20 protein-coding genes and 1 pseudogene are annotated in these 24,584 nt (G+C 53.8%); 15 read left to right on the top strand and 6 right to left on the bottom strand.

Annotated features, from left to right (window positions below):
* The first annotated feature begins 36 nt into the window (after positions 1-36).
* The 11 genes and pseudogenes from M0646_RS10435 to M0646_RS10480 all read left to right on the top strand — a co-directional run bounded on the left by M0646_RS10435 (position 37) and on the right by M0646_RS10480 (position 12,509).
* Positions 37-321: a DUF4351 domain-containing protein gene (locus tag M0646_RS10435; RefSeq protein WP_286625626.1), complete on the top strand. Its 285-nt coding sequence runs from the start codon at positions 37-39 to the stop codon at positions 319-321.
* Positions 322-324: 3 nt separating this feature from the next.
* Positions 325-1,206, top strand: coding sequence for an Rpn family recombination-promoting nuclease/putative transposase (locus tag M0646_RS10440; RefSeq protein WP_286625627.1), 882 nt, complete (start codon positions 325-327; stop codon positions 1,204-1,206).
* Between the two features lie 3 nt (positions 1,207-1,209).
* Complete coding sequence (locus M0646_RS10445) at positions 1,210-2,079, top strand: Rpn family recombination-promoting nuclease/putative transposase (protein ID WP_286625628.1); 870 nt, start codon at positions 1,210-1,212, stop codon at positions 2,077-2,079.
* A gap of 3 nt (positions 2,080-2,082) precedes the next feature.
* On the top strand, positions 2,083-3,000 hold the full coding sequence (locus M0646_RS10450; RefSeq protein WP_286625632.1) for an Rpn family recombination-promoting nuclease/putative transposase: 918 nt from the start codon (positions 2,083-2,085) through the stop codon (positions 2,998-3,000).
* 3 nt (positions 3,001-3,003) lie between these two features.
* On the top strand, positions 3,004-3,945 hold the full coding sequence (locus tag M0646_RS10455; RefSeq protein ID WP_286625634.1) for an Rpn family recombination-promoting nuclease/putative transposase: 942 nt from the start codon (positions 3,004-3,006) through the stop codon (positions 3,943-3,945).
* Between the two features lie 3 nt (positions 3,946-3,948).
* Positions 3,949-4,902, top strand: a complete 954-nt coding sequence (locus tag M0646_RS10460; RefSeq protein ID WP_286625635.1) for an Rpn family recombination-promoting nuclease/putative transposase — start codon at positions 3,949-3,951, stop codon at positions 4,900-4,902.
* 208 nt (positions 4,903-5,110) lie between these two features.
* The gene (gene hpsA, locus M0646_RS10465) at positions 5,111-10,279 is read left to right on the top strand and encodes a hormogonium polysaccharide biosynthesis protein HpsA (protein ID WP_286625636.1); all 5,169 of its coding nucleotides are present in this window, start codon (positions 5,111-5,113) and stop codon (positions 10,277-10,279) included.
* Between the two features lie 16 nt (positions 10,280-10,295).
* Positions 10,296-10,955, top strand: coding sequence for a hypothetical protein (locus M0646_RS10470; RefSeq protein WP_149820630.1), 660 nt, complete (start codon positions 10,296-10,298; stop codon positions 10,953-10,955).
* Positions 10,956-10,973: 18 nt separating this feature from the next.
* The gene (locus M0646_RS10475; protein WP_149820632.1) at positions 10,974-11,966 is read left to right on the top strand and encodes a prepilin-type N-terminal cleavage/methylation domain-containing protein; all 993 of its coding nucleotides are present in this window, start codon (positions 10,974-10,976) and stop codon (positions 11,964-11,966) included.
* A 12-nt stretch (positions 11,967-11,978) separates the two neighbouring features.
* A pseudogene (locus tag M0646_RS13250) lies at positions 11,979-12,038 on the top strand (prepilin-type N-terminal cleavage/methylation domain-containing protein); the annotation flags it as partial.
* A 90-nt stretch (positions 12,039-12,128) separates the two neighbouring features.
* On the top strand, positions 12,129-12,509 hold the full coding sequence (locus tag M0646_RS10480) for a hypothetical protein (RefSeq protein ID WP_226972061.1): 381 nt from the start codon (positions 12,129-12,131) through the stop codon (positions 12,507-12,509).
* Between the two features lie 47 nt (positions 12,510-12,556).
* On the opposite strand, the gene M0646_RS10485 is transcribed toward M0646_RS10480, so the two are convergent.
* The 5 genes from M0646_RS10485 to M0646_RS10505 form a co-directional block, all read right to left on the bottom strand.
* The gene (locus M0646_RS10485) at positions 12,557-14,803 is read right to left on the bottom strand and encodes a heavy metal translocating P-type ATPase (protein WP_286649616.1); all 2,247 of its coding nucleotides are present in this window, start codon (positions 14,801-14,803) and stop codon (positions 12,557-12,559) included.
* Complete coding sequence (locus M0646_RS10490; protein ID WP_149820636.1) at positions 14,800-14,994, bottom strand: heavy-metal-associated domain-containing protein; 195 nt, start codon at positions 14,992-14,994, stop codon at positions 14,800-14,802. The genes M0646_RS10485 and M0646_RS10490 overlap by 4 nt, the downstream gene beginning before the upstream one ends.
* Positions 14,995-15,063: 69 nt before the next feature.
* Entirely contained in the window at positions 15,064-16,395 is a 1,332-nt protein-coding gene (locus M0646_RS10495; protein WP_286649617.1) for a cytochrome c biogenesis protein, read from the bottom strand.
* On the bottom strand, positions 16,396-17,412 hold the full coding sequence (gene hemF / locus M0646_RS10500) for an oxygen-dependent coproporphyrinogen oxidase (RefSeq protein WP_286649618.1): 1,017 nt from the start codon (positions 17,410-17,412) through the stop codon (positions 16,396-16,398).
* Positions 17,413-17,471: 59 nt separating this feature from the next.
* Positions 17,472-18,113 (bottom strand): cofactor assembly of complex C subunit B, encoded by a 642-nt coding sequence (locus tag M0646_RS10505; protein ID WP_286649619.1) that lies wholly within the window; start codon positions 18,111-18,113, stop codon positions 17,472-17,474.
* Between the two features lie 87 nt (positions 18,114-18,200).
* Between M0646_RS10505 and M0646_RS10510 the strand changes: the two genes are divergently transcribed.
* Positions 18,201-18,716, top strand: a complete 516-nt coding sequence (locus M0646_RS10510; RefSeq protein WP_286649620.1) for a L,D-transpeptidase — start codon at positions 18,201-18,203, stop codon at positions 18,714-18,716.
* On the opposite strand, the gene M0646_RS10515 is transcribed toward M0646_RS10510, so the two are convergent.
* Positions 18,713-20,077: a CPBP family intramembrane glutamic endopeptidase gene (locus tag M0646_RS10515; protein ID WP_286649621.1), complete on the bottom strand. Its 1,365-nt coding sequence runs from the start codon at positions 20,075-20,077 to the stop codon at positions 18,713-18,715. The two genes, M0646_RS10510 and M0646_RS10515, sit on opposite strands and share 4 nt — an antisense overlap.
* Before the next feature lie 125 nt (positions 20,078-20,202).
* On the opposite strand from M0646_RS10515, the gene pheS reads away from it, so the two are divergent.
* From pheS to acnB, 3 genes are all read left to right on the top strand, one after another.
* The gene (gene pheS, locus M0646_RS10520; RefSeq protein ID WP_286649622.1) at positions 20,203-21,213 is read left to right on the top strand and encodes a phenylalanine--tRNA ligase subunit alpha; all 1,011 of its coding nucleotides are present in this window, start codon (positions 20,203-20,205) and stop codon (positions 21,211-21,213) included.
* 12 nt (positions 21,214-21,225) lie between these two features.
* The gene (locus M0646_RS10525) at positions 21,226-21,861 is read left to right on the top strand and encodes a ParA family protein (protein WP_286649623.1); all 636 of its coding nucleotides are present in this window, start codon (positions 21,226-21,228) and stop codon (positions 21,859-21,861) included.
* A 114-nt stretch (positions 21,862-21,975) separates the two neighbouring features.
* The gene (gene acnB, locus M0646_RS10530) at positions 21,976-24,582 is read left to right on the top strand and encodes a bifunctional aconitate hydratase 2/2-methylisocitrate dehydratase (protein WP_286649624.1); all 2,607 of its coding nucleotides are present in this window, start codon (positions 21,976-21,978) and stop codon (positions 24,580-24,582) included.
* The last annotated feature ends 2 nt before the right edge of the window (positions 24,583-24,584 follow it).

The following is a 24,584-nucleotide window of genomic DNA, read 5'->3' on the forward strand; positions in this document are numbered from 1 at the left end:
AAGTTCACGGAGCTGAGTCGCGAGGAGGTGCTGCGCATGCTGGGGTTTACCACTGAGGAACTAAAGCGGACGCGATTTTATCAAGAAGTGTATGCTGAGGCACGAGAGGATGGATTACAGCAAGGATTACAACAAGGACTACAGCAAGGAGAAGCAGCCGTTGTCCTACGGCAGTTAAGGCGGCGGTTTGGTAGTGTGCCCAATGACCTTGAAGAAGGGATTCGTCAGCTCTCCCCCGATCAAATCGAAGCATTGGCAGAAGCACTTCTAGACTTCACTGACCTAGAGGAAGTGTTTGCGTGGCTAAATCGCTCTTCCTAGCCCATGCGCCGTGACTCTCTTTTTTACCAACTGTTTGCCCAACTACCCCAGACCCTCTTTGACCTTTTGGGCAGAGACACCCCTCAGGGGTATCGTTTTGAGTCCGTCGAACTCAAGCAAACGGCCTTTCGCATTGATGGCGTCTTCATGCCCCCTGACCCCTCAGGAATCGTCTATTTCTGTGAGGTGCAGTTTCAGCGCGATAACAGCTTCTATGAACGCTTCTTTGCGGAAATCTTTCTCTATCTGCGGCTGTATCGCCACACCTTTTCTGACTGGCAAGCGGTGGTGATTTATCCCCATCGTCAAGCAGAACAAGTGTCCTTTGACCCCTATGAGGTGTTGGTGAATAGTCATCGCCTGCATCGGGTCTATTTGAATGAACTGGGGTCACTTGAGGCGTTGCCATTGAGCCTAGCGCTGATGCAGCTCACAGTGTTACCTGAAGCAGAAATGCCGACAGCAGCACGGTTGCTGGCAGAGCGCACTCGCATAGAGGCGGTTCCAAGGCCAGAAGTCATAATGGAGTTGATCACCACCATTGTGTTGTACAAATTCACCAAGCTGAGTCGCGAGGAGGTGCTGCGCATGCTGGGGTTTACCACTGAGGAACTAAAGCGGACGCGGTTTTATCAAGAAGTGTATGCTGAGGCGCGAGAGGATGGATTACAGCAGGGGTTGCAGCAGGGATTGCAGCAGGGATTGCAGCAGGGAGAGACCCTTGTTGTTTTACGCCTCCTAAGACGGCGGTTTGGCGAGTTACCAGCTGGCCTTGAGGAGCGCATTCGCCAGCTCCCTGTCCATCAAATTGAAGCCTTGGCAGAAGCTCTCTTGGACTTCACTACCCTAGAGGAAGTTTTTGCGTGGCTAGAGCACTCCACCTAGCCGATGCGCCGCGACTCCCTTTTTTATCAACTCTTTGCCCAGCTGCCCCAGACCCTCTTCGACCTCTTGGGCATAGACACGCCGCAGGGGTATCGCTTTGACTCCGTGGAGCTGAAGCAAACGGCCTTTCGCATTGATGGCGTCTTCATGCCCCCTGACCCCTCAGGAATCGTCTATTTCTGTGAGGTGCAGTTTCAGCGCGATAACAGCTTCTATGAACGCTTCTTTGCGGAAATCTTTCTCTATCTGCGGCTGTATCGCCACACCTTCTCTGATTGGCAAGCGGTGGTTATTTATCCCCATCGCCAAGCTGAACAAGTGTCCTTTGAACCCTATGAGGTGTTGGTAAATAGTCATCGCCTGCGGCGGGTGTATCTGAATGAACTGGGGTCACTTGAGGCGTTACCGCTAAATCTTGCGCTGATGCAGTTGATGGTGATGGCAGAGGCAGAGATGCCCGCAGCAGCGCGGTTGCTGGCAGAGCGTACTCGCACAGAGGCAGTGCCAAGGCCAGAAGTCATAATAGAGTTAATCACCACCATTGTGTTGTACAAGTTTACGGAGCTGAGTCGGGAGGAGGTGCTGCGCATGCTGGGGTTTACCACTGAGGAACTAAAGCGGACGCGGTTTTATCAAGAAGTGTATGCTGAGGCACGGGAAGAGGTATTACAGCAGGGACTGCAACAGGGATTGCAGCAGGGAGAGACCCTCGTTGTGCTGCGTCTCCTAAGACGGCGGTTTGGCGAGTTACCAGCTGGCCTTGAGGAGCGCATTCGCCAGCTCCCTGTCCATCAAATTGAAGCCTTGGCAGAAGCTCTCTTGGACTTCACTACCCTAGAGGAAGTTTTTGCGTGGCTAGAGCACTCCACCTAGCCCATGCGCCGCGACTCCCTTTTTTATCAACTCTTTGCCCAGCTGCCCCAGACCCTCTTCGACCTCTTGGGCAGAGAAGCGCCGCAGGGGTATCGCTTTGACTCCGTGGAACTCAAGCAAACGGCCTTTCGCATTGATGGCGTCTTCATGCCCCCTGACCCCTCAGGAATCGTCTATTTCTGTGAGGTGCAGTTTCAGCGCGATAACAGCTTCTATGAACGCTTCTTTGCGGAAATCTTTCTCTATCTGCGGCTGTATCGCCACACCTTTTCTGACTGGCAAGCGGTGGTGATTTATCCCCATCGTCAAGCAGAACAAGTGTCCTTTGACCCCTATGAGGTGTTGGTGAATAGTCATCGCCTGCATCGGGTCTATTTGAATGAACTGGGGTCACTTGAGGCGTTGCCATTGAGCCTAGCCCTGATGCAGCTCACAGTGTTACCTGAAGCAGAAATGCCGACAGCAGCACGGTTGCTGGCAGAACGCACTCGCATAGAGGCAGTGCCAAGGCCAGAAGTCATAATAGAGTTAATCACCACCATTGTGTTGTACAAGTTTACGGAGCTGAGTCGGGAGGAGGTGCTGCGCATGCTGGGGTTTACGACGGAAGAGTTGAAGCGGACGCGGTTTTATCGGGACGTCTATGCTGAGGTACGGGAAGAGGTCTATGCTGAGGTACGGGAAGAAGTCTATGCTGAGGCACGGGAAGAAGGGCGACAGGAAGGGCGGCAGGAAGGATTGCAGCAGGGAGAGACCCTCGTTGTGTTGCGGCAGTTAAGACGGCGCTTTGGCAATTTACCAGCTGGCCTTGAGGAGCGCATTCGCCAGCTCTCTCCCCCTCAAATCGAAGCATTGGCAGAGGCTCTCTTGGACTTCACTGCCCTAGAGGAAGTTTTTGCGTGGCTAGAGCACTCCACCTAGCCCATGCGCCGCGACTCCCTTTTTTATCAACTCTTTGCCCAGCTACCCCAAACCCTTTTTGATCTTTTGGGCAGAGAAGCGCCGCAGGGGTATCGCTTTGACTCCGTGGAACTCAAGCAAACGGCCTTTCGCATTGATGGCGTCTTCATGCCCCCTGACCCCTCAGGAATCGTCTATTTCTGTGAGGTGCAGTTTCAGCGCGATAACAGCTTCTATGAACGCTTCTTTGCGGAAATCTTTCTCTATCTGCGGCTGTATCGCCACACCTTTTCTGACTGGCAAGCGGTGGTGATTTATCCCCATCGTCAAGCAGAACAAGTGTCCTTTGACCCCTATGAGGTGTTGGTGAATAGTCATCGCCTGCATCGGGTCTATTTGAATGAACTGGGGTCACTTGAGGCGTTGCCATTGAGCCTAGCGCTGATGCAACTCACCGTGCTAACTGAAGCAGAGATGCCGACAGCAGCACGGTTGCTGGCAGAGCGCACTCGCATAGAGGCAGTGCCAAGGCCAGAAGTCATAATAGAGTTAATCACCACCATTGTGTTGTACAAGTTTACGGAGCTGAGTCGGGAGGAGGTGCTGCGCATGCTGGGGTTTACCACTGACGAACTAAAGCGGACGCGGTTTTATCGGGACGTCTATGCTGAGGTACGGGAAGAGGTCTATGCTGAGGTACGGGAAGAGGTATTGCAGCAGGGATTACAGCAGGGATTACAACAGGGATTGCAACAAGGGCTGCAACAGGGATTGCAGCAGGGATTGCAGCAGGGAGAGACCCTCGTTGTGCTGCGGCAGTTAAGACGGCGGTTTGGTGATTTACCAGCTGGCCTTGAGGAGCGCATTCGCCAGCTCCCTGTCCATCAAATTGAAGCCTTGGCAGAAGCTCTTCTGGACTTCACTACCCTAGAGGAAGTTTTTGCGTGGCTAGAGCACTCCACCTAGCCCATGCGCCGCGACTCCCTTTTTTATCAACTCTTTGCCCAGCTACCCCAAACCCTTTTTGATCTTTTGGGCAGAGAAGCGCCGCAGGGGTATCGCTTTGACTCCGTGGAACTCAAGCAAACGGCCTTTCGCATTGATGGCGTCTTCATGCCCCCTGACCCCTCAGGAACCGTCTATTTCTGTGAGGTGCAGTTTCAGCGCGATAACAGCTTCTATGAACGCTTCTTTGCGGAAATCTTTCTCTATCTGCGGCTGTATCGCCACACCTTTTCTGACTGGCAAGCGGTGGTGATTTATCCCCATCGTCAAGCAGAACAAGTGTCTTTTGACCCCTATGAGGTGTTGGTGAATAGTCATCGCCTGCATCGGGTCTATCTGAATGAACTCGGGTCACTTGAGGCATTGCCATTGAGCCTAGCGCTGATGCAGCTCACAGTGTTACCCGAAGTAGAAATGCCGACAGCAGCGCGGTTGCTGGCAGAGCGCACTCGCATAGAGGCAGTGCCAAGGCCAGAAGTCATAATAGAGTTAATCACCACCATTGTGTTGTACAAGTTCACGGAGCTGAGTCGGGAGGAGGTGCTGCGCATGCTGGGGTTTACCACGGAAGAGTTGAAGCGGACGCGGTTTTATCGGGACGTCTATGCTGAGGTACGGGAAGAGGTCTATGCTGAGGTACGGGAAGAGGTATTGCAGCAGGGATTACAGCAGGGATTGCAACAAGGATTGCAACAAGGATTGCAACAGGGATTGCAGCAGGGATTGCAGCAGGGATTGCAGCAGGGAGAGACCCTCGTTGTGCTGCGTCTCCTAAGACGGCGGTTTGGCGAGTTACCAGCTGGCCTTGAGGAGCGCATTCGCCAGCTCCCTGTCCATGAGATTGAAGCCTTGGCAGAAGCTCTTCTGGACTTCACTGACCTAGAGGAAGTTTTTGCATGGCTAAATCGCTCTTCCTAGGCATCATAAATCGCTAGTTTGGACTTTTGAACAATTGTGTTTTTGATCTTTAAGGATGATTGCTGTGCGCAACAATCCGAAAAATTGTCTGGAGGCTGAAATTTTTTACCAAGGAAAAACCATACTAATTACTAGCCTATTTCAGATCTATTGATCGCTCCATAACTAGTGGTAGGTTATTGCTCCCGTGCGTTGACTAGGTGCCCCTATGAAAAAGAATGACCGACGCTTTGGCCTCTCGAAACGGCAGTATCGCAAGCTGACTCGCGCAATTCGTCATTTGCTTTACCAGTTGCGCCTGTGGGTACAGCGACGGCTGACACCCCTAGGGGGGCGGCAACTGCGGTTTGGGCGTCGGGGGTTTGTGTTGCCGACCGTTATTATCGTTATCTTAGTGCTCACTATTACAGTGGGTGCCTTGATGCTGCGGACACTGAACCGCACTACTCAAGTGGCGGGAGAACGCCAAGATATTCAAGTACTCAATGCTGCTACGCCTGCTATTGATCGCGCCAAGGCCAAACTAGAGTATCTCTTTACTCGGGATCCACGTCGCCCCAGTGGCGTGCCAGGGGAAGATCGCCTACGAGACCTGATGTTGAATGTGGGTGCAAACCCCGATCCCTACACTCTTGCCGATGAACAACGGATTGACATCAATGGTGACGGTAATGTCGATAACGCTTGGGTTTTCCAGCCGACCCCCAACTCAATTGTGGCGTACTCCATTTTAATGACCCGCCCCAACAATACCCAAATTAATCAAAGCGATGCTCAAAAGGCCGCAGCCCTAGTCACTCGCAACCGTCCCCTCAACATTTCAGAAATGAGTGGCCAATGTGCCAGCGCAGGTGGAGTTGCAGCACAAACGGCAGAAGCAGGTTGGGATAGTGTGGGCACAGCTAGCCTGCGCAAAAACTTCCAAGTTAACGCCTTTGTTTATGAAAATCGCAATGGTGGTCAAGCCCTTGCCACCCTTGACTTTGTTCAAGAACGTGAACTCGACCGTGGGAACAAGTGGGGAGCATGGTTTCGAAACGACTTAGAGATTTTCCCGGGGCCTGCCTTCCGTTGGAATGGTGCCATGCACACCGAGGGAAGTATTTTTATGGGTGGTGGTAGCAGTTTCTCGGCCTTTCTCGTGAGCGCTCCCAGTTCATGTATCTATACTCGAGCTGCTTCCGAAATTACTACAGCCCAGGTTCCCGACACATATGATTTTGACAATGACGGCAACACGTCCGAGCCAATATTTCAAGGCCAGTTTATTTCGGGCACCTTACGGGACAATACTATTAGCGGCAGTACTACTGTTCATTCCTACCGTGAATCACCTGCACTTCCCTTCACTACAGGTGACAATGATCCACCCGGACAAAATGTAATCTTTAACGGCAATCGGGATTCAGTTGTTAGCTCTGTTAATCAACCAGCTCAACTAGCCCTCAACCCTGTCTTAATCGTTACTGAAGATCGCAGTCGCTCCCGTGCATCTGACACCAGTAATGCTAGCTACCGTGATCCTAACTGGGTACAGCAATTCTACGGGCCTGCTGACAGTGGTGGTACGGGTCGATTTTCCAATCAGCAGGTTTCAAAGCCATACGTGGATGATACGTACCGTGCCGACGATCGCTACGGCCCCAAGCCAATCTATGCCAATGTTAGCCGTGATGCCCTTGAAAATGATCCCGCTGTAGCCGCAGAATTTGCCGATCGTGTGATTCCGTCTGGAAGCCGCATTGGTGATCAAATTCCCTCCTCTAACCAACTGTTATTGCGTAATACTGTTCCTGAATCTGCTGAAGCGGATCGACGGACAGAAGTTGGTCTAGATGGCTACTGGGAGCGGCGGGCACGCCAAGAAGGCCTACGAATCATTGTGGGGGAACGCTTGGAACTAGGCAAACCTCTTGATCCACCTGCGGGTGATACCGCTAATATCAGCCGCCGCAATGAGTTTTATCAGCACCGCACACTGCGGGATGATTTGGCGGCCGTGCAGGCCACAGCCGTTTATCACTACAAAGCGAGGGGAACAACGATCTACCCCAGTATTCCCGATCCGTTCACGGAGCCTTATCCAGGGCAAAACAGCGGGGGCTATGAGCCGATCGCCTGCTTGGCGACTACTCACCACCACGGCACACCGCAAACTGCCCTGCGCAGCATCATGTTCAACCAGTACGATGGCATTCCAGGCTTGTCCCCTAATTTCCGCTTCTTTGACTTCTTTACTGGGCGCGGCACCAATGGTTGGGAGTTTCAGCCTCCTAATTTCAACAGTCCAGAGATGCAACAAGCGATGCGGAACCTCGTGGACTATGCGGGTGATGGTGTGGATGGAGCGTTTCCGCCCAAACAGGAAATAGGGGGAACCACAATTCACCCCAATCCTGATAAGACCCGTGCTGGGAATTTCTCGAACCTTGCCCGCGCGCTTCAACTCCTAGAGCAAAGAGGCAGCTTGAGCGCTCTAAGCTTGGCCGATCAAAGTACAATCCACACCGCAGGCTGTATGTTGGGAATGCTGGCTCATAGTGTGGATACGCTGGAAAGTCTTCGCTATGAGGATTTGAACGAACAACAGCTCAGTAATCTGAACACTGCTATTCTCAATTTAGATCAATTGCAGCAACCTAATCCAGGGTCTAGTCCCCTCGCCGATGGGGAAGTGATTCCCTTACGCGACAGTGCAACGACAAGTACTGTGCAAGTCATTCGGCAAGGCTTCAGTGCTAATCAGAGCCTCTCCTATCGCGGGGGCTATTGGGATGCCAATGCCTACATCACCGCCCTGATCCCTAATGCTCGCTGGAGTCAGCGCCCGCTGCAAGAAACTAATGCCGATGTCAATGCCCGTCTTGCCCGCTTAATTGCCCTCACGGAGCAGGTGAAATATGACCTTAATCCACAAGGGTACACGTGTGAAATTCCTAATCAGTATAGCAACTTGCGGAATGCTTTTTGCCTAGGGCAAGACAAACGAGGATTTGTGATTGGCCAGGAGTTTGAGATGCCGAACCCCGATGGAATAGTGACTGTCAATACAGTGCCTCGTGTCAAGCTTGAAGATGCCCCCAGCTATAACTTTGACCTGCGCGACTCTGATAAGGGCAAAAGTGTCTATGTCACTGGTGCGGGGCGGATGATTTTGGAAGACTTCACCACTGATAACCGAGGTAAAGTTCTCACCGTCACTCTAAAAAACCCCAACCCCGTCCCAGAAGGTAATGCGCCACCAGGAAAGAAAATTCCAGCAGGAGCTTCGGCTTCCCTTATGACCACTAACAGTCTGGAAACAGGTACCATTACCGCTGCTGTTGGATTTCCGAATAACCCCACTCTAAACCTTGCCAATCCAAATGGTAATTCCACGGTAACGATCACCTACACAGGACTACAACTGCAGGTAGGGGATATTATTGAAATTCGCCGTCCCACCACTGGTCTTGGTGTCCTAGAGGGACGCTTTGTGGTCATTGCCACTCCTGCAACAGCTACAGCAACCCTACGCTACATTGGCGGCACAGAACGTACGGGTGGGGGTACAACTCCCATTGCTGTGAACTCGACACTGGTGGTGCTCGCACGCCGACATAACAACCCCACCGCACCGATTCTCGGTACCTTTAATACGGTGATTAAATATCCAGCGTTGCGGGAGATCTTCAACCCGCCGGGGGGGCCGTCTGTAACTCCGGGTGATATTAAAGCAAACCCACGTATGAATCCAACAAATTTCCTTACCCCTACCGAGCCAGCTACTGGGACTCTAGTGAGTAATATCCGCTATCCCAGCCGCCTGAATCAAATCATTGGCTTTGACGGCAATGCTCGCAATGTCGCTTTCCTTGATAACACCCTCTTCAATGGTCGTGAAGAGATGGCGGTGCGGGAAATGGATATTGACCTTGACCTGCTGCGGCGCACTCCTATTGGTGGGGATACATGGCTGCCGATGGGGGGCATTGTCTATGCCTTCCGGGAAGATGCAGTGCGCGAAGATGGCATTGCCCGACCTGCCATTACAGGTCAAAACTGGATGAATACTAATCCCAGCAATCCTCATGATCCCATCCGAGCCGCCAACGGCATTTCGACAAAACCAGTGGATTTCTTTGCGGATCCAATGCGGCGACCCAATGGCTTTCGATTGTGGAATGGCCGGCGCCTTGACCGCCAAGGAATTCCTGCCGAGAAGAATATCGCTGGTCTCTCCTTTATCAGCGATAACCCCGTGTATATTCAGGGGAACTTTAACCTCCACAGTACCAACGGCACAACAAACAATCTGGAGGAATTTACCACAACCCTAGACGCAAACTGGAGCAACTTCTATAGCCGTGATACGCTCGATAATCGCTTTGCTCGGCCTAACTCCGACACTTGGCGACCCGCAGAAATCCTCGGGGATGCGGTGACAATTCTCTCTGACAATTTCTGCAATGGCTCTGCCAATGATTATTTTGCCAATGCCTACAATGACCCTGTATCGAACATGGGGAATAGCTCTCCTGAAAATCTAAGCACAAACTACCCCCAAACTAATGTTGGTACCTCTAGTAATGCTATTGTGAGTAATGTTGGTAACAACCGCATCTATCCTACGTGTGGTAACAATAGCTCCTTACAGCCTGCATTCCTGAATGCCAACCGTCCTAGTGACAACTTACCTAACAATACAGTTTGGCTGCGGGAAAGTCCCTTTGATCCCAGTTCACCGATTTACGTGGATCGTAATGGCACGCCTTGGGCGATTAATTACCAAACAGGTAAACGGGTGGATCGCGATGGTACTCCCCTCACAAGCTATCCCGATGGTGAACAGGGCCAAGCCAGTAACCCTTACAACAGCTACTATGACTTTGGTTCTCAACGTAGCCGCAACGCAGCAACGGATACCCAAGTCAATGCGGTAATCATCAGTGGCACTGTGCCTTCGCGACCCACACAGTCCTACGGTGGGATGCATAACTTCCCTCGCTTCATTGAAGCTTGGAATAACCTATGGATCCAAGGAGCATTTATTCAACTGAACTTCTCTACTCAAGCCACAGGTCCTTTTGATCAAGATCAGTGGGAAGTACCAAACACGGCTGCGTGTCGAGATGTCAATACCGCATTTAACTGTGCGGCTCAGGCTGCTGAGTGGATTAGATATTACTCTCCGCCTAACCGTCGTTGGGGCTATGACGTGGGTCTGCAACTGGCACCGGCAGGGCCAGTGGCGTCGCGCTTTATTACACCTGCCCGCCAACGTAGCGAATACTATAGGGAATTACCGGCGGATGACCCCTATATCCTGCGGTTGCGCTGCGCTCCCCGTCCAGGAGGCGGTGGTACGGTAGATCCTTCAGTAACAGGTTGTCCGTAAATGGAGGTGGGTTCTAATGAAAATCACGCAAATAAGACAATCACAATTACATAGTGCCGAACAGGGTTTAACACTTGCTGAATGTATTGTTGCCATCCTACTAGTTAACGTTGCGGTTGCCGCGCTTGTGGCGCCCTTGATGTTGGTAGCAGCCACACGGGTGCAGAACGATCGTATCTCCCAAGCAAGCGCTCTTGCTCTTTCTGAGGTCGATCGCATGCGAGTACTCATGGAACAGGGGGTTAATGTTACTACCGCAGTCATCCCACCGCCTAGCTCTGTCACGGCTAGTTTAGGGCAACCCGAACTGCTCTCAAATCAACCTCCACCAACAACAGTGGTTACCTGCACTGGTGGTGGGATGGCACTACCCACTTCAGCAACTGAAGGCTGTCTTCGCGTATTTAATAACAGGGAGTTTGTTGTTCAAATTTATCGGGGTAGCATTACCTTTGGCCCCAATAACCGCATTGTGGGCTATCCAATGCAGGTTCGAGTCTATAATCGCGCAACATTTACAAATGGTTCTCCTAGCACTGCAACTCCAATTGGTCAGCAGCCGGCAACAATGACGACCTCAATTGGAAATTTAGAACTGCCCCTTGCTGTAATCACGACAGATATTGTCCAAGGTGACTCTAGCACAGCGCTTTGCTCAATTAGTCAATGCTCTTAAGAATCAGTTGAGGTGCCTATGAAATGGCGGCAGTGGCGGCGAGCAGCCCAAGGATTTACGATTATTGAGATATTGATCTCATTGTTGATTGGCTCTGTGATCACAGTTTCCCTTGGAGCTATCCTCATTGACATGATTGAAACTGAATCGCGTGAGGCATCTCTCAACGAAGTCAGACAAGAACTACAGTCGGCAATGAATTTTATTATTGCTGATTTATCCCAAGCAACTTTTGTCTATGATGGTGATTGCCTTCAAGGTAGCGGGCTTTGCGCTAACTCAAATGGTAGTGCACGTACACCTATTACTTCTTACTTACCGAATTTTGGTGCAAATATCCGTCCTATTTTAGCAATGTGGATTTTAGAGCATTTGCCCTATGATAACAATCCTGCTTTCGTCATGCCCACGAATTGTCCGCCCGAGAATACTACGTGCTTGCGGATTCAAAACTCGCGTCGTTCTTACACGTTAGTTGTTTATTACTTAGATACAAATACTAGTAGTGAATGGCAGGGTGCTGCTCGCCTACGGCGCTATCAATTACGACAGTATGCAACTATTAACGGCACAAACATTACACAAACGCCCGGTTACGTAGATCCCACTGAAAACACCAACTTTGTTGCTTGGCCTCTGAATATTAACACGGGGGCAAACCTTCAAGCTACATCTCCCAGTAATGACTTGAGTAATTTACCAGTTGTGGCTGATTTTATTGATGGTAACTGGAGCGAAGTAGATCCTACCCCAATTGCCTGTCAAGGTGAGGTTACTAATCCACGAATTGGTGCTTATGTGCGCACACCATTGGAGACAACGACACCACCCAATAGCTTTTATGGATGTGTCCTGAGTCGCGGTTCTAATTTCAATACAGCAACATTCGTCTATTTGCGGGCTAATCCTCGCGGTAAACCAGCAATTCGTCCCCAAGATGAGGCTGTGCGTCCAGTGCTGACAACAACAGTACTGAGTCGGGGAGTGTATCAGAAAGTCCCCAGTAACTAAGGGAGGATAGATATGGCAAGGCTAAGGCTTACCCAACAAGGGTTTACACTCATTGAAATTTTAGTTGTTGTGCTAATTATTGGCCTACTGGGGAGCTTAGCAGGTGTATCTTGGTTTTCATTGCTCAACGAGCAACGCATGCGTTCCGGAGTTAACGAAGCCATGTCTGCAATGCGTTTGGCACAGGCAGGGGCACGGCGAGAAAATTTACGCTGGACAGTAGCTTTTCGTACCCATGATAATCAGGTGCAGTGGACTGTCAATCGAGCCACTATGCCAGTAACTCAGTGGCAGTGGCAAAATTTGCTAGAGAACGATGCTGACAAAATCGAAATTGTCCCTAGTCAGACAACACTGCCCCTAATTGATGGTTCCTATCGGCTCACCTATGAATTTAATGGTCGTGTCGCTATTACTCATACGCCACCGCAACAAATTACATTCCGACCAAAGGGTAATACTGCTGTCGGCAGCCAACGCTGTGTACAAGTAGTGACGCTGTTGGGGACGATCCGATCCCGTAGGGGTGCCGATTGTTCCTAAGGTTGTTTTTTGTTATCTTTGTTATCTATGTATTAATTATCTATGTATTAACTGAGAGCTGGCAGTCTTGGTCGAAAAGAGCGCAGGCGCAGAGCATTCATCACTACGGAGAAGGAACTAAAGGCCATGGCTGCACCGGCCACCATGGGATTGAGGAGCCAGCCCGTTAAGGGATAAAGGATGCCAGCGGCAATGGGAATGCCAGCCACGTTATAGAGGAAGGCGAAAAAGAGATTCTGGCGAATATTTTGGATTGTGGCGCGGCTGAGTTGCAGGGCGGTGACAATGCCCTGAAGATGACCGGCAATGAGGGTGATGTCACTGCTGGCGATCGCTACATCGGTACCGGTGCCCAGAGCAATGCCGACATCGGCTTGGGCGAGGGCGGGGGCATCATTCATGCCATCCCCCACCATGGCCACGCACTTCCCTTGCCGTTGCAGTTCAGCAATGATCGCTGCCTTTTGATCGGGGCGGACACTGGCAACGTAATGCTCAATTCCCACTTGCTGGGCAATGGCCGCAGCGGTTACGGCCTGATCGCCGGTCAGCAGAATCACCTCTAATCCCATGCGCTTCAGGGCAGCCACTACCCCTGGGGCTTCGGGTTTCAGCGTGTCGGCAAGGGCGATCAGCCCCCTGACTTGGGCATCCACCGCTATCCAGATGACCGTTTTCCCCTGCTGTGCAAGGGTTTGAGCTTGAGGCTGCCAAGGGGCGGTGGCAATGCCGTGGGCTGCTAGAAAGGCTGGGGTACCAATGAGCACCCATTGATCCTCAACCATGCCCTGTACCCCTTGACCAATGGTGGCCCCAAAGTCGCGAACCGCTTGCGGCGATACCCCCTGGGCTTGGGCATACTCGACCACGGCGGCAGCCAAGGGATGTTCCGAGTGCCATTCCACACTGGCGGCCAGCCGCAAAAGGGTTGTGGCATCCGCCTGAGAATAAAAATCGGTGACGCTGGGATGGCCTTGGGTGAGGGTGCCTGTTTTGTCGAGAACCACGGTTTGCACCCGATGGGCGAGCTGGAGACTGCGGGCATCTTTAATCAAAATGCCATACTCCGCTGCTTTGCCGCTGGCCACCATGATTGAGGTGGGGGTGGCCAAGCCAAGGGCACAGGGACAGGCAATGATCAAAACGCCAATGGTGGTCAACAGGGCTAGGGTGGGATTGCGGCCAATGGTCAGCCACAGCAGCCCCGTCAGGAGGGCGATCGCCAGCACTGCCGGTACAAACCAAGCCGTGATGCGATCCGCTAGTTTTTGAATGGGGGCTTTTGAGGCTTGGGCCTGCTGCACCAGTCGAATCATTTGTGCCAAAAAGGTTTGCGACCCCACCCGCGTGGCTCGGATCTGCAGACTTCCGGTTTGATTGAGGGTGGCGCCAATGACTTCATCCCCCTCGCGCTTTTCCACTGGTAAGCTTTCCCCCGTTACCATGGATTCATCGACGGTTGAGGCCCCAGCCACAATCTCACCATCGACGGGAATCTTTTCGCCGGGACGCACCAGCAATCGATCCCCCACTTGCACTTCAATCAGGGGCACCTCCACCGCTTCTCCGTTACGAATTACCCGTGCCGTTTTCGGTTGCAGGGCGAGGAGTTTGCGAATAGCGGCAGCAGTTTCCCGTTTGGCGCGACTTTCGAGAAAGCGTCCCAAGAGAATCAGGGTAATGACGACGGCTGAGACTTCGTAATAGACCTCTGGCATGTGGGCATGGAAGGCTTGGGGAAAGAGCGTCACAAAGAGCGAGTAGAAAAAGGCGACACTGGTGCCCAGAGCCACTAGGGTGTCCATCGTTGCTGTGCGATAGCGCAGTGCTCGCCAGGCGCCCTCATAAAAGGATTCACCACTCCAAAACTGAATCGGCGCTGTCAGCAACAGTTGCAGCCAAGGATGGTGCAGCCATGGCGGGATCCAAGGGAGATGCCAGCCCGTCATCATGGGTAGATTCCCCACTAGCAGGAGTAGGGTGGCGCTACCGGCAAAGAGGAGTCGGCGTTTGAGACGGCGCAGCTCAGCCCGATAGGTCAATTCTGCGGTGGCGGTGTCAGTTACCAAGCCTTCTTCAGGCAGGCGCTCTGCGTGATAGCCGGCTTTAGCGATCGCCCCCTGTAGATCTGACCAGGTCACTTGCTGGGGATCGTAGGTGACCGTGGCCTGAGCGGCGGCAAAATAAATTTCACAGTCCCTGACGCCCGGTAGCGATCGCAGGGCAGTTTCAATGACATTGGCGCAAGCGGCGCACTGCATCCCCTGCACCTGGAAGGTGAGCTGGGTGATCATTGGGGCGTATAACCGGCTTGACGAATGGCACTGCGGATGTCTGCCGCTGGGGCTTGGGTGTCAATTTCTAGCTCTTTGGTTGCGAGATCGGCGCTAACAGTGGCACGGGTGTCAACCGCTTGAATGGCTTGGATAATGGCATCACGACAGGCGCCACAGGCCATGTCGGGCACGCGCAGCTTGAGAACCATGGTGAGATTCCCCTAGAGCACTCCCTATTGAGAATCTTCAAGTCTCCAGTCAACTAGAGAGTCAAGGGGCTAAACTTCCACTTCTGTGGTTTGGCTTTGGGGTGCCAATTGACGGGCGATCGCCACCAATTCCTGCTCAAAGGCCAACTGCGCCCGATTGGTGCGGCCACCTACATAGAGGAGATCGTTTTCCTGCAGCCCCCACACCTGCGAGTGGGACACATAGCTCATGATCACGCCGGCCATCAACAGGGCAAAGCCCGCATAAAACAGGGGAATTCCCGGATCGGCTTTCATTTGTAGCCCTGTACTGCCCACCAGTTCAACCAATGTCAGCCTGACCCCATTGATTTCTGTACTCATGCCGGTGCGCAAGCTGGTGAGAAACTCGCCCTTGGGGCTGTAGATGAGCACCGTGCCTTGGAGATCCCGCGCAATCAGGGAAATCCCCTCCGAGAGATCCGGTTTCGTGGGCAGCCATGTGCCCCAAAGACGACCTTTGCCTTCTGTGTCTAGCTGGGCCATGGGCAGTTGCAGCACGGGACTGTTGTTTAGGCGAAAGCGAATGGCGGCAATACTCCAGTCCGCCTGATAGAGGGTGACTCCGCCATACTTCAGGGGCTGGTTGACATGGATTGTGCCCCGCTTCACCTCTTGGCCTTGCGCATCCAGTATCGAGAGGTCTGAGTAGAACTGATCAATCTCCCCCGCATCACTGTAATCAATCCAAAAGCGATTTACCCTGACCGACCAGTGTTGGGGAACCCGCGCCAAGGGACCCGCCTGCACAATGTGCTGAAGATGAAAGGTTTCACCACTGGGAATCAGTTCCTGCGCCATAAAGCCCGTCAGCGCCCCCAAAATCCCCCCCAGCAAAATCAGAATCATACTGGCATGAACCACAATCGGGCCCATGCGACCAACAATGCCTTTGCGGGCATAGAGTTGATTGTCGGTTTGCCAGACGCGGTAGCCCTTTGCGCTCAAGGCAGCGGCCAGTTCCTTGAGGGAGCCTTGGGGAATCGTGGTGCTCAGGGCCAGTTTGGTGAATTGACGCGGTTGGGAGTAGTACTGCCAGCGTTGGGCCGTGGTGAGGGCAGGCACCTGCCGACTGAAGGTACAGGCCGTTAAACTGGCGCCAAAGAGCACCAACAGAGTGAGATACCAAGGGGTGCGATAGACATGATCTAGCCCTAGGGCCAGTAGCACCCGCCAACTGAGAAAACCAAACAGGGCAGGGTCTTCGGGATAATTGGCCTGATAGAAGCTGAGGGATTGCCCCTGCTCAATCACGGTGCCGGCAATACTGGCGATCGCAATCACCAGCAACAGGAGAATTGCTAGGCGCAGATCACCTAGGAGGGCAAGCACACGGCGCAACACAGGGGCACTGATCCTCATTTAGCTTGGCCAATTCACCCAGTCTTGGGGCTTGAGAAAGGTGGTGTACAGTTCCGCTTCGCGGCTGTTGGGTTCCGGGGTATAGCCATATTCCCAGCGCACAAGGGGGGGTAAGGACATCAAAATAGACTCGGTGCGGCCATTGGTTTGCAGGCCGAAGATGGTGCCGCGGTCATAGACGAGGTTGAATTCCACATAGCGCCCGCGCCGATAGAGCTGAAATTGCCGCTCGCGATCGCCATACTCGAGGTGACGCCGCCGTTCCACAATTGGTAGGTAGGCTTCTAGAAAGGCTTGGCCACAGCTTTGAATAAAGGCAAACAGGTCTTCCCAGGAGCGACTGCCAATGGAACCGACCTTTTGACTGTAGCGAGCAGCTTCGCCATGGGGATCAGGGCCGCGGTAAAGCTCGCGATCGCTGCCATCTTGGTAGTCAAAGAAAATGCCGCCCACGCCACGGGTTTCGCCGCGATGCTTGAGGTAGAAGTATTCATCACACCAGCGTTTGAACACGGGGTAGTACTCGCTGTGGTGGCGATCGCAGGCAGCCTTATGCACCTGATGGAAGTGTTTCGCATCCTCAGCAAAGGGGTAGTAGGGGGTCAAATCTGCGCCACCGCCAAACCACCACACCGGCCCAGCTTCAAAGTAGCGATAATTCAAATGCACCGTTGGCACATAGGGATTGCGGGGATGGAGCACCATGGAGGTACCCGTGGCATAGAAGCCATGCCCCGCCGCCTCCGGCCGCTGGGTCAAAATTGAGGGCGGCAATTGCTCCCCCCACACCTCTGAGAAATTAACGCCCCCCTGCTCCAGAAGCTGGCCATTTTTCATCACCCGCGAGCGACCACCGCCCCCTTCGGGACGTTGCCAACTGTCCTCTTGAAACTGGGCACCGCCATCGGCTGCCTCTAGGGCCTGACAAATCTGATCCTGGAGGTCTTTCAAAAAAGTCGCTGCCCGTTGACGCGAGTCGCTGGGCACAGCAGGGGTAGCAGAAGTGGCAACAGTCATAGTAAATATCGAAATCCTAATCAACGGTCTTCAGTGTCAAAAGTCGCTTACAAGCGTGTCTAGGCTTTATTGTACTGTTCTGCCAGCACCTGGGCGAATTTTGCGGCAAGGGCAGCTACCCACTGTTCATCCTGCTGGGTATAGCAGCGGGGGGCATTGGTGCCGAGAATCATCACCGTTTGCGCATCCACCGGTTGGCAGATCACCCCTTGGGTATTGGGGGGCAAATAGTCAAATTCAATGCGTCCGGGGTAAAGGGCTAAATTCACTAAATAGATGGGGCGTTGGGTTTGCAGGGCGCGCTGGACAATGGCACCCGTGGCGCTCATTGGTTTGGGCCCCAGAATACCGCGCCGCAGGAGGGGGCGATCGGCCCGCCAAATGACAATGGACTTTGTCGGCGTATTCTTCAGCAAGGTATAGGACAGCCAAGCCAGCTCTGTTTTCAGGGCAGCATCCAGATCATCGGCAAGTTCAAATCCCTCTTCCCCTTCAAGAATCACGGCTTCTGGCGGTCGGGGCTGCACCCGCTGCCAAATTAGCGTCGTTAAAATGAGCACCGCCGCAAGGATCACTCCCACGACATCGGCGCGTGCCTGGGAAGGGGTCAGGGTGGGGGTCAAGAGGCGATTGATGAGGAGAAGTGTGCCCCCCAAAACCCCCGTTGCAAGGGGTAAATAGCGGAGAACTTGGTCATTCATCTAGAATTTTGAAAAATTTTTCAGTGGCAACGTAGCTATCTATTATTCCCCAATGCCAATCTCACAGTGGTAGGAGTGAATTGAGTAATGAAAGCACAAGGCTTCCTAAAAGCTGGCCAGCGAGCGATCGCGGTTGTTGGCTGGGTGAGTTTGAGTCTTTTGGGTCGTCTCCCCTTTGCCCTTGCTACTGCTCCTCCACCGGCGGTCACCGCTCCCCTGCGCCTAGAAATCAGCCTATCACGGCGCCAATTGACCCTCTATCAAGGACAAACTCCCCTGCGCCGGTATCCAGTGGCCGTGGGTCGTCCGGGGTGGGAAACCCCCACAGGTCAATTTCAAGTGCGGGAGATGATTCGCGATCCCGCTTGGAAAAATCCCTTTACTGGGGCAGTGATTGCCGGCGGCCATCCGCGGAACCCCTTGGGGCGGCGTTGGATTGGCTTTTGGAGTGATGGCACCAATTGGGTTGGGCTGCACGGTACCCCCCATCCGGATTCCATTGGTCAGGCGGTTTCCCACGGTTGCGTGCGGATGTACAACCGCGACATTGAGGAGCTTTTTGAGAAAGTCAAGCCGGGTGTGCCTGTGATTGTGGTGCGCTAGAAAGGGGCAACAAGGGCAGCGCCAAAAAAGACGACGGCGATCGCATCCACCAGACCATGCAGGAGAACGCCCGCCCAGAGGCGCTGGGTACAGGCAAAGGTGAGGCAGTAAAAGAGGGAGGCCAAGGTTGCCATGATGATATACACCGCTCGGTAGGCCATGAGGGGCAGTTGAATATCGGCATTCGGCTCATTGCCTACATGGAGAATACCAAAAAGCAGCGAACAAATGAGAATGGCACCCCAAGCAATAACCACCGGCCGCTGGCGATCGCCCCCATAGTGCTGCCACAGATCCCGCACGAAAATCATCAAACCACTGCGAAAGAGCACCTCCTCAAAAATACCCACCCGCATTGCAAAGAGGGTGACATAGACAAACACCGCCAAAGGCGAAGGCGTCAAGTTAAATTTCGCCAAGGGCAAAAAGCCCAATAGACTCCCCAAGGGCACCATGGTTACCAAAGCTGCCAAGAACATTGCCGCCAATAAACGAGCATCGCGCCAGCGGGGTTCAAAGCTATAGCCAAAGTGCGATCGCCCCAGCCCACCGCCAAAAATGATCACCAAAATAAACAGTTGCAGTGCCACAAAAGGGCCAAAGCGAAAGTAGGGGGTCGAGAACCAGTAGAGGCTAAAAAGCGAGACCGCAATTAGGGGAAGGTCGTGTAGTCCCAATCCCGTGGGGGTCGCCCGTGGGGGGTGTCGCCGCTGCCAATCGCCCCAAGCACATAGGAGCAAATAGATAGGGGTAATGATGAATCCTTCCGTGTACGCCTTGGGGAAGGCTGGCGAAATCAACCCACTGTGGCTGAGCAACAAATAAAGCGCTGCTCCACTGATCCAAGCCCACAACACTGGTGGCGGTGTGGTTTGCTGCCGCAAGAGGAAAGGGACGCGCACCATGGCCCAGACGCCTCCGAGAAAGATCAGCAAGTTCAGCCACGGCTGATCAGCAAAGATTAAATTGGTGAGAACCCGCTGCCAAGGAAAGCGGCCTGCTTGGGGGAGAATCAAGCCAATGGCAATGTACAGTGCCAAACTGAGGAGCAACCGCCCCGGCCACCGTTGAGCCATCTTATTAAAATCCCGCTGGCCCCTTGCCCACCACAGCACTGGGAAACCACCAATGATGACGACGGCGGCGGCCTCCACCACACTTTCGAGCCACGGCCAAGGGGTTGTAGACAAATCGTGCAGGTAAAGAAGTTGGGCCAAAAACCACAGCCCACAGGCAGCGATCGCCATCTGTTGCTCGCGGTTCGCAGAAAACCGCGGTGAACGGAGAAAGGCTTGGGGTGCGCTGGCTAGCCACTGACTGACCGTCTGTTTAGGCTGGCTGGTGAGGTTAGGAATCGGCATTCGAGAACCATCGCGATCGCAACTGCGGGCATAGCGTTATAATCAAGGCTTATTCCCAACAGGTGGGAATGCTTTATCTTGACCGAAATTGTTGCCATTTGTGCACCCCGCAACTGCATTTTGCCATGACGACCCCCACCCTTGATCGTGATCGGCTCAGCCAACAACTTAAAGATTTAGAAGCCAAAGCCCTACAGGCGATCGCTGCAGCCCGCAGCCTCGATACCCTAGAGCAATTGCGCGTTGCCTACTTGGGCAAAAAAGGCGAACTCTCACAAATTCTCGCCCTTATGGGCAAACTGCCCCCTAGCGATCGCCCCACCATCGGTACCCTCGCCAACACCCTCAAGGAAAAACTGCTCCAAGAACTAGAAGCCCGCCGCGAAACCCTGCAAGCCGAAAAAATTGCTGCCCAACTGGCGGCTGAAAGCCTTGATGTCACCCTGCCGGGCATCTATCGTCCCCAAGGGCACATTCATCCCCTCAATAGCACCATTGACCGCATCCTCGATATTTTTGTGGGTCTCGGCTATACCGTTGCCAATGGCCCCGAAATGGAAAGCGACTACTACAACTTTGAGGCGCTGAATACACCTGCAGATCACCCGGCGCGCGATATGCAGGACACCTTTTACCTGCCCGATGGCAATCTGCTGCGCACCCACACCTCCTCGGTGCAGATTCGCTACATGGAACTCAATGATCCCCCCATTCGGATCGTTGCCCCCGGCCGCTGTTACCGGCGGGATACGGAGGATGCCACCCACGCGGCTGTGTTCCATCAGATTGAGATTTTGGCAGTGGATGAGGGGCTGACCTTTACCGACCTCAAGGGTACCGTCACCACCTTTCTGGCGGCACTCTTTGGCGATGTTCCCATTCGTTTCCGTGCCAGCTATTTCCCCTTTACGGAACCCTCGGCGGAGGTGGATGTGCAGTGGCAAGGACGCTGGCTAGAGGTGATGGGCTGTGGCATGGTGGATCCTGCTGTGCTCAAAAATGTCGGCTACGATCCAGAGGTCTACACGGGCTTTGCCGCCGGATTCGGTGTGGAGCGGTTTGCCATGGTGCTGCATCAAATTGATGATATTCGCCGCTTTTACACCAGCGATTTGCGCTTTCTGCGGCAGTTTTAGGAGGATAGGGCCTTGGCTGAACCCCGTCTGCTCGCTGTCCTGAACGGTAAGGGAGGCGTTGGTAAAACCACAACGGCAATCAACCTAGCAGCCACCTATGCCGAGCAGTACAAAGTGTTGTTGGTGGATACGGATCCCCAAGCCTCGGCGACGTGGTGGTTTCAGCGCAGTGGCCAATCCATGGGCTTCGATCTCGCGCAGGAGGTCAACCCAAAACTCCTCAGCAATGTGCGCCAGCTCTCTGGCTATGACTTGATTGTTGTCGATACGCCGCCGGCCTTAGCCTCCAGTGCCCTAGCAGCGGTGGTACCGATCGCCGACTATCTGGTGCTGCCCACCCCCCCCGCCCCCATTGACCTTGCCGCCCTCATTGAAACAGTGAAGCAAGTGGTGCAACCGTCTAACGTTCCCCACCGCGTCCTGCTCACCCGCGTTGACCCCCGCTGTGTCAATGAAGCCCTCGAAGCCCAAAATACGCTCTTGCAGTTGGGGGTAGCAGCCTGTCACTCCTTTATCCGCGCCTACAAAGCCCATGAACGGGCGGCTCTCGATGGGGTTCCCATTACCCAATGGAAGGGCAAGCAGGCGAAGGAAGCTCAAGCGGATTACCGCCGCGTTGCTGAAGAGTTACAGCGGGACTGGCGATAGGGGCAAGGATATGGCAGGCAACTAAACCACCAAAGGGGAATCTGTACTCTAAAATCTAGATCCGCACCTAAATGATTTTGTTTTTCCTTGGAGCCAAATTGAGGTCAACAGCGCGTGGACACAACCGTACTCAGCCAATACCGTCAGCAAACCCAAGAGCGTGCTGCCTTGGGAATTCCCCCCTTGCCCCTGACGGCGGCAGAAACCTCGGCGGTCTGTGATCTCCTGCAACACCCCCCAGCGGGCGAAGAAGACTACCTACTGCACCTAATTCGCGATCGCGTGCCCCCCGGTGTCGATGAAGCGGCCTACATTAAAGCCGGCTTTTTGACAGCGATCGCCAAAGGAGAACTCACCAGTCCCCTCATCACTCCCGTGGCAGCGGTGGAACTCCTAGGGACAATGCTGGGGGGCTACAACGTTCAATCCCTCATTGAGCTGCTGCGCCATGAGAACCCAGAACTTGCCCGTGCGGCGGCCACTGCCCTCAGTCATACCCTCTTGGTCTATGACGCCTTTCACGATGTCCAAGACCTGATGCACCAAGGGAATACCTATGCCCGTCAAGTGATGGAATCTTGGGCTAATGGTGACTGGTTTACCTGCCGTGAACCCCTTCCAGAAGCGATTACCGTCACTGTCTTCAAAGTGGCGGGTGAAACCAACACCGATGATCTTTCCCCTGCCCCCCATGCCACCACTCGCCCCGATATTCCGCTGCACGCTACGGTGATGCTGGAAAGCCGCTTGCCGGGGGCACTGCAAATCATTGCCGAACTGAAGCAAAAGGGCTACCCCCTTGCCTATGTGGGGGATGTGGTTGGCACTGGTTCCTCCCGCAAATCCGCCACCAACTCCGTGATTTGGCACATTGGTCGCGACATTCCCTACGTCCCCAATAAGCGCACCGGGGGCGTCTGTCTCGGTGGCAAAATTGCCCCCATTTTCTTCAACACCATGGAGGACTCCGGCGCCCTGCCCATTGAGTGCGATGTTACCCAAATGAATATGGGGGATGTGATCACGATCTACCCCTACCGCGGCGAAATCACCAATGCAGCGGGGGAGGTCATCAGTGTGTTTACCCTCAAGCCCGCTACCCTCTTGGATGAAGTGCGAGCGGGGGGGCGCATTCCCCTTCTCATTGGGCGTACCCTCACCGACAAAGCACGGGCTGCCCTTGGCCGAGAACCCAGTCCCCTCTTTACTCGTCCCAAGCCCCCCGTTGAGAGCAGTAAGGGCTATACCTTGGCACAAAAGATTGTCGGTAAAGCCTGTGGTCTGCCTGGCGTGCGCCCCGGCACCTACTGTGAACCCGTGATGACAACGGTTGGCTCCCAGGATACGACAGGCCCAATGACCCGCGATGAACTCAAGGAGCTGGCCTGCCTTGGCTTTGGTGCGGATTTGGTCTTGCAAAGTTTCTGCCATACCGCGGCTTATCCCAAGCCCGTTGACATCAAAACCCACAAAGAACTGCCAGACTTTATGACCTCGCGGGGGGGCGTCTCACTGCGACCGGGGGATGGCATTATTCACTCTTGGCTCAACCGCATGCTACTGCCCGATACCGTGGGCACGGGGGGCGATTCCCATACCCGTTTTCCCTTGGGCATTTCGTTCCCAGCAGGTTCTGGCTTGGTCGCCTTTGCAGCGGCCTTGGGGGTGATGCCTTTGGATATGCCGGAGTCGGTGCTGGTGCGCTTCAAAGGTGCGTTGCAACCGGGGGTGACGCTGCGGGACATTGTCAATGCCATTCCCTATGTGGCCATTCAGCAGGGTAAGCTCACCGTTGCCAAGGAGAATAAGAAGAATGTTTTCTCCGGACGGATCATGGAAATGGAGGGGCTGCCGCACTTGCAACTGGAGCAGGCCTTTGAACTCACCGATGCCACAGCGGAGCGATCGGCCGCAGGGTGCACGATTAAACTCAGTGAAGAAACGGTGGCAACCTACCTGCGCTCCAATGTAGCCCTCCTGAAAAATATGGTGGCTCGTGGCTACGGCGATGCGCGTACGATTCTACGGCGGGTGAAAAAGATGGAGGCATGGCTGGCCAATCCCAGTCTCCTCTCTGCCGATCCGGATGCCGAGTATGCCGATGTGATTGAGGTGGATCTAGATCAAATCAAGGAACCCCTTGTGGCTGCCCCCAATGACCCCGACAATATCAAAACCCTCTCCGAATGTGCTGGCGATCCAGTGCAGGAGGTCTTTATTGGCTCCTGTATGACCAATATTGGCCACTACCGTGCCGCTGCCAAGGTACTGGAAGGAGAGGGGGTGGTGAAGGTTCGCCTCTGGATTGCACCCCCCACCCGCATGGATGAGCAGCAGTTGCGCGAAGAGGGCTACTATAGCATTTTTGCTGCCGCTGGTGCCCGCATGGAAATGCCAGGCTGCTCCCTGTGCATGGGCAACCAAGCCCGTGTTGCTGATCACACCACGGTTTTCTCCACCTCCACCCGCAACTTTAATAACCGCATGGGCAAAGGGGCACGGGTCTATCTTGGTTCTGCAGAGCTAGCAGCAGTTTGTGCCCTACTGGGGCGCATTCCCACCCGCGAGGAGTACCTAGAGATTGTGACGCGGAAAATTGATCCCTTTGCAGCGGATCTCTATCGCTACCTCTACTTTGACCAAATTCCCGACTACGAAAACCAAGGTCGCCTCATTTCCAAGGAGGAGGAAGCAAAGCTACTGGCCAGTATTGGCGGCTAGCC

The sequence above is a fragment of the Thermosynechococcus sp. B3 genome (assembly GCF_030323045.1).
In the GTDB taxonomy this organism is placed as follows: domain Bacteria; phylum Cyanobacteriota; class Cyanobacteriia; order Thermosynechococcales; family Thermosynechococcaceae; genus Thermosynechococcus.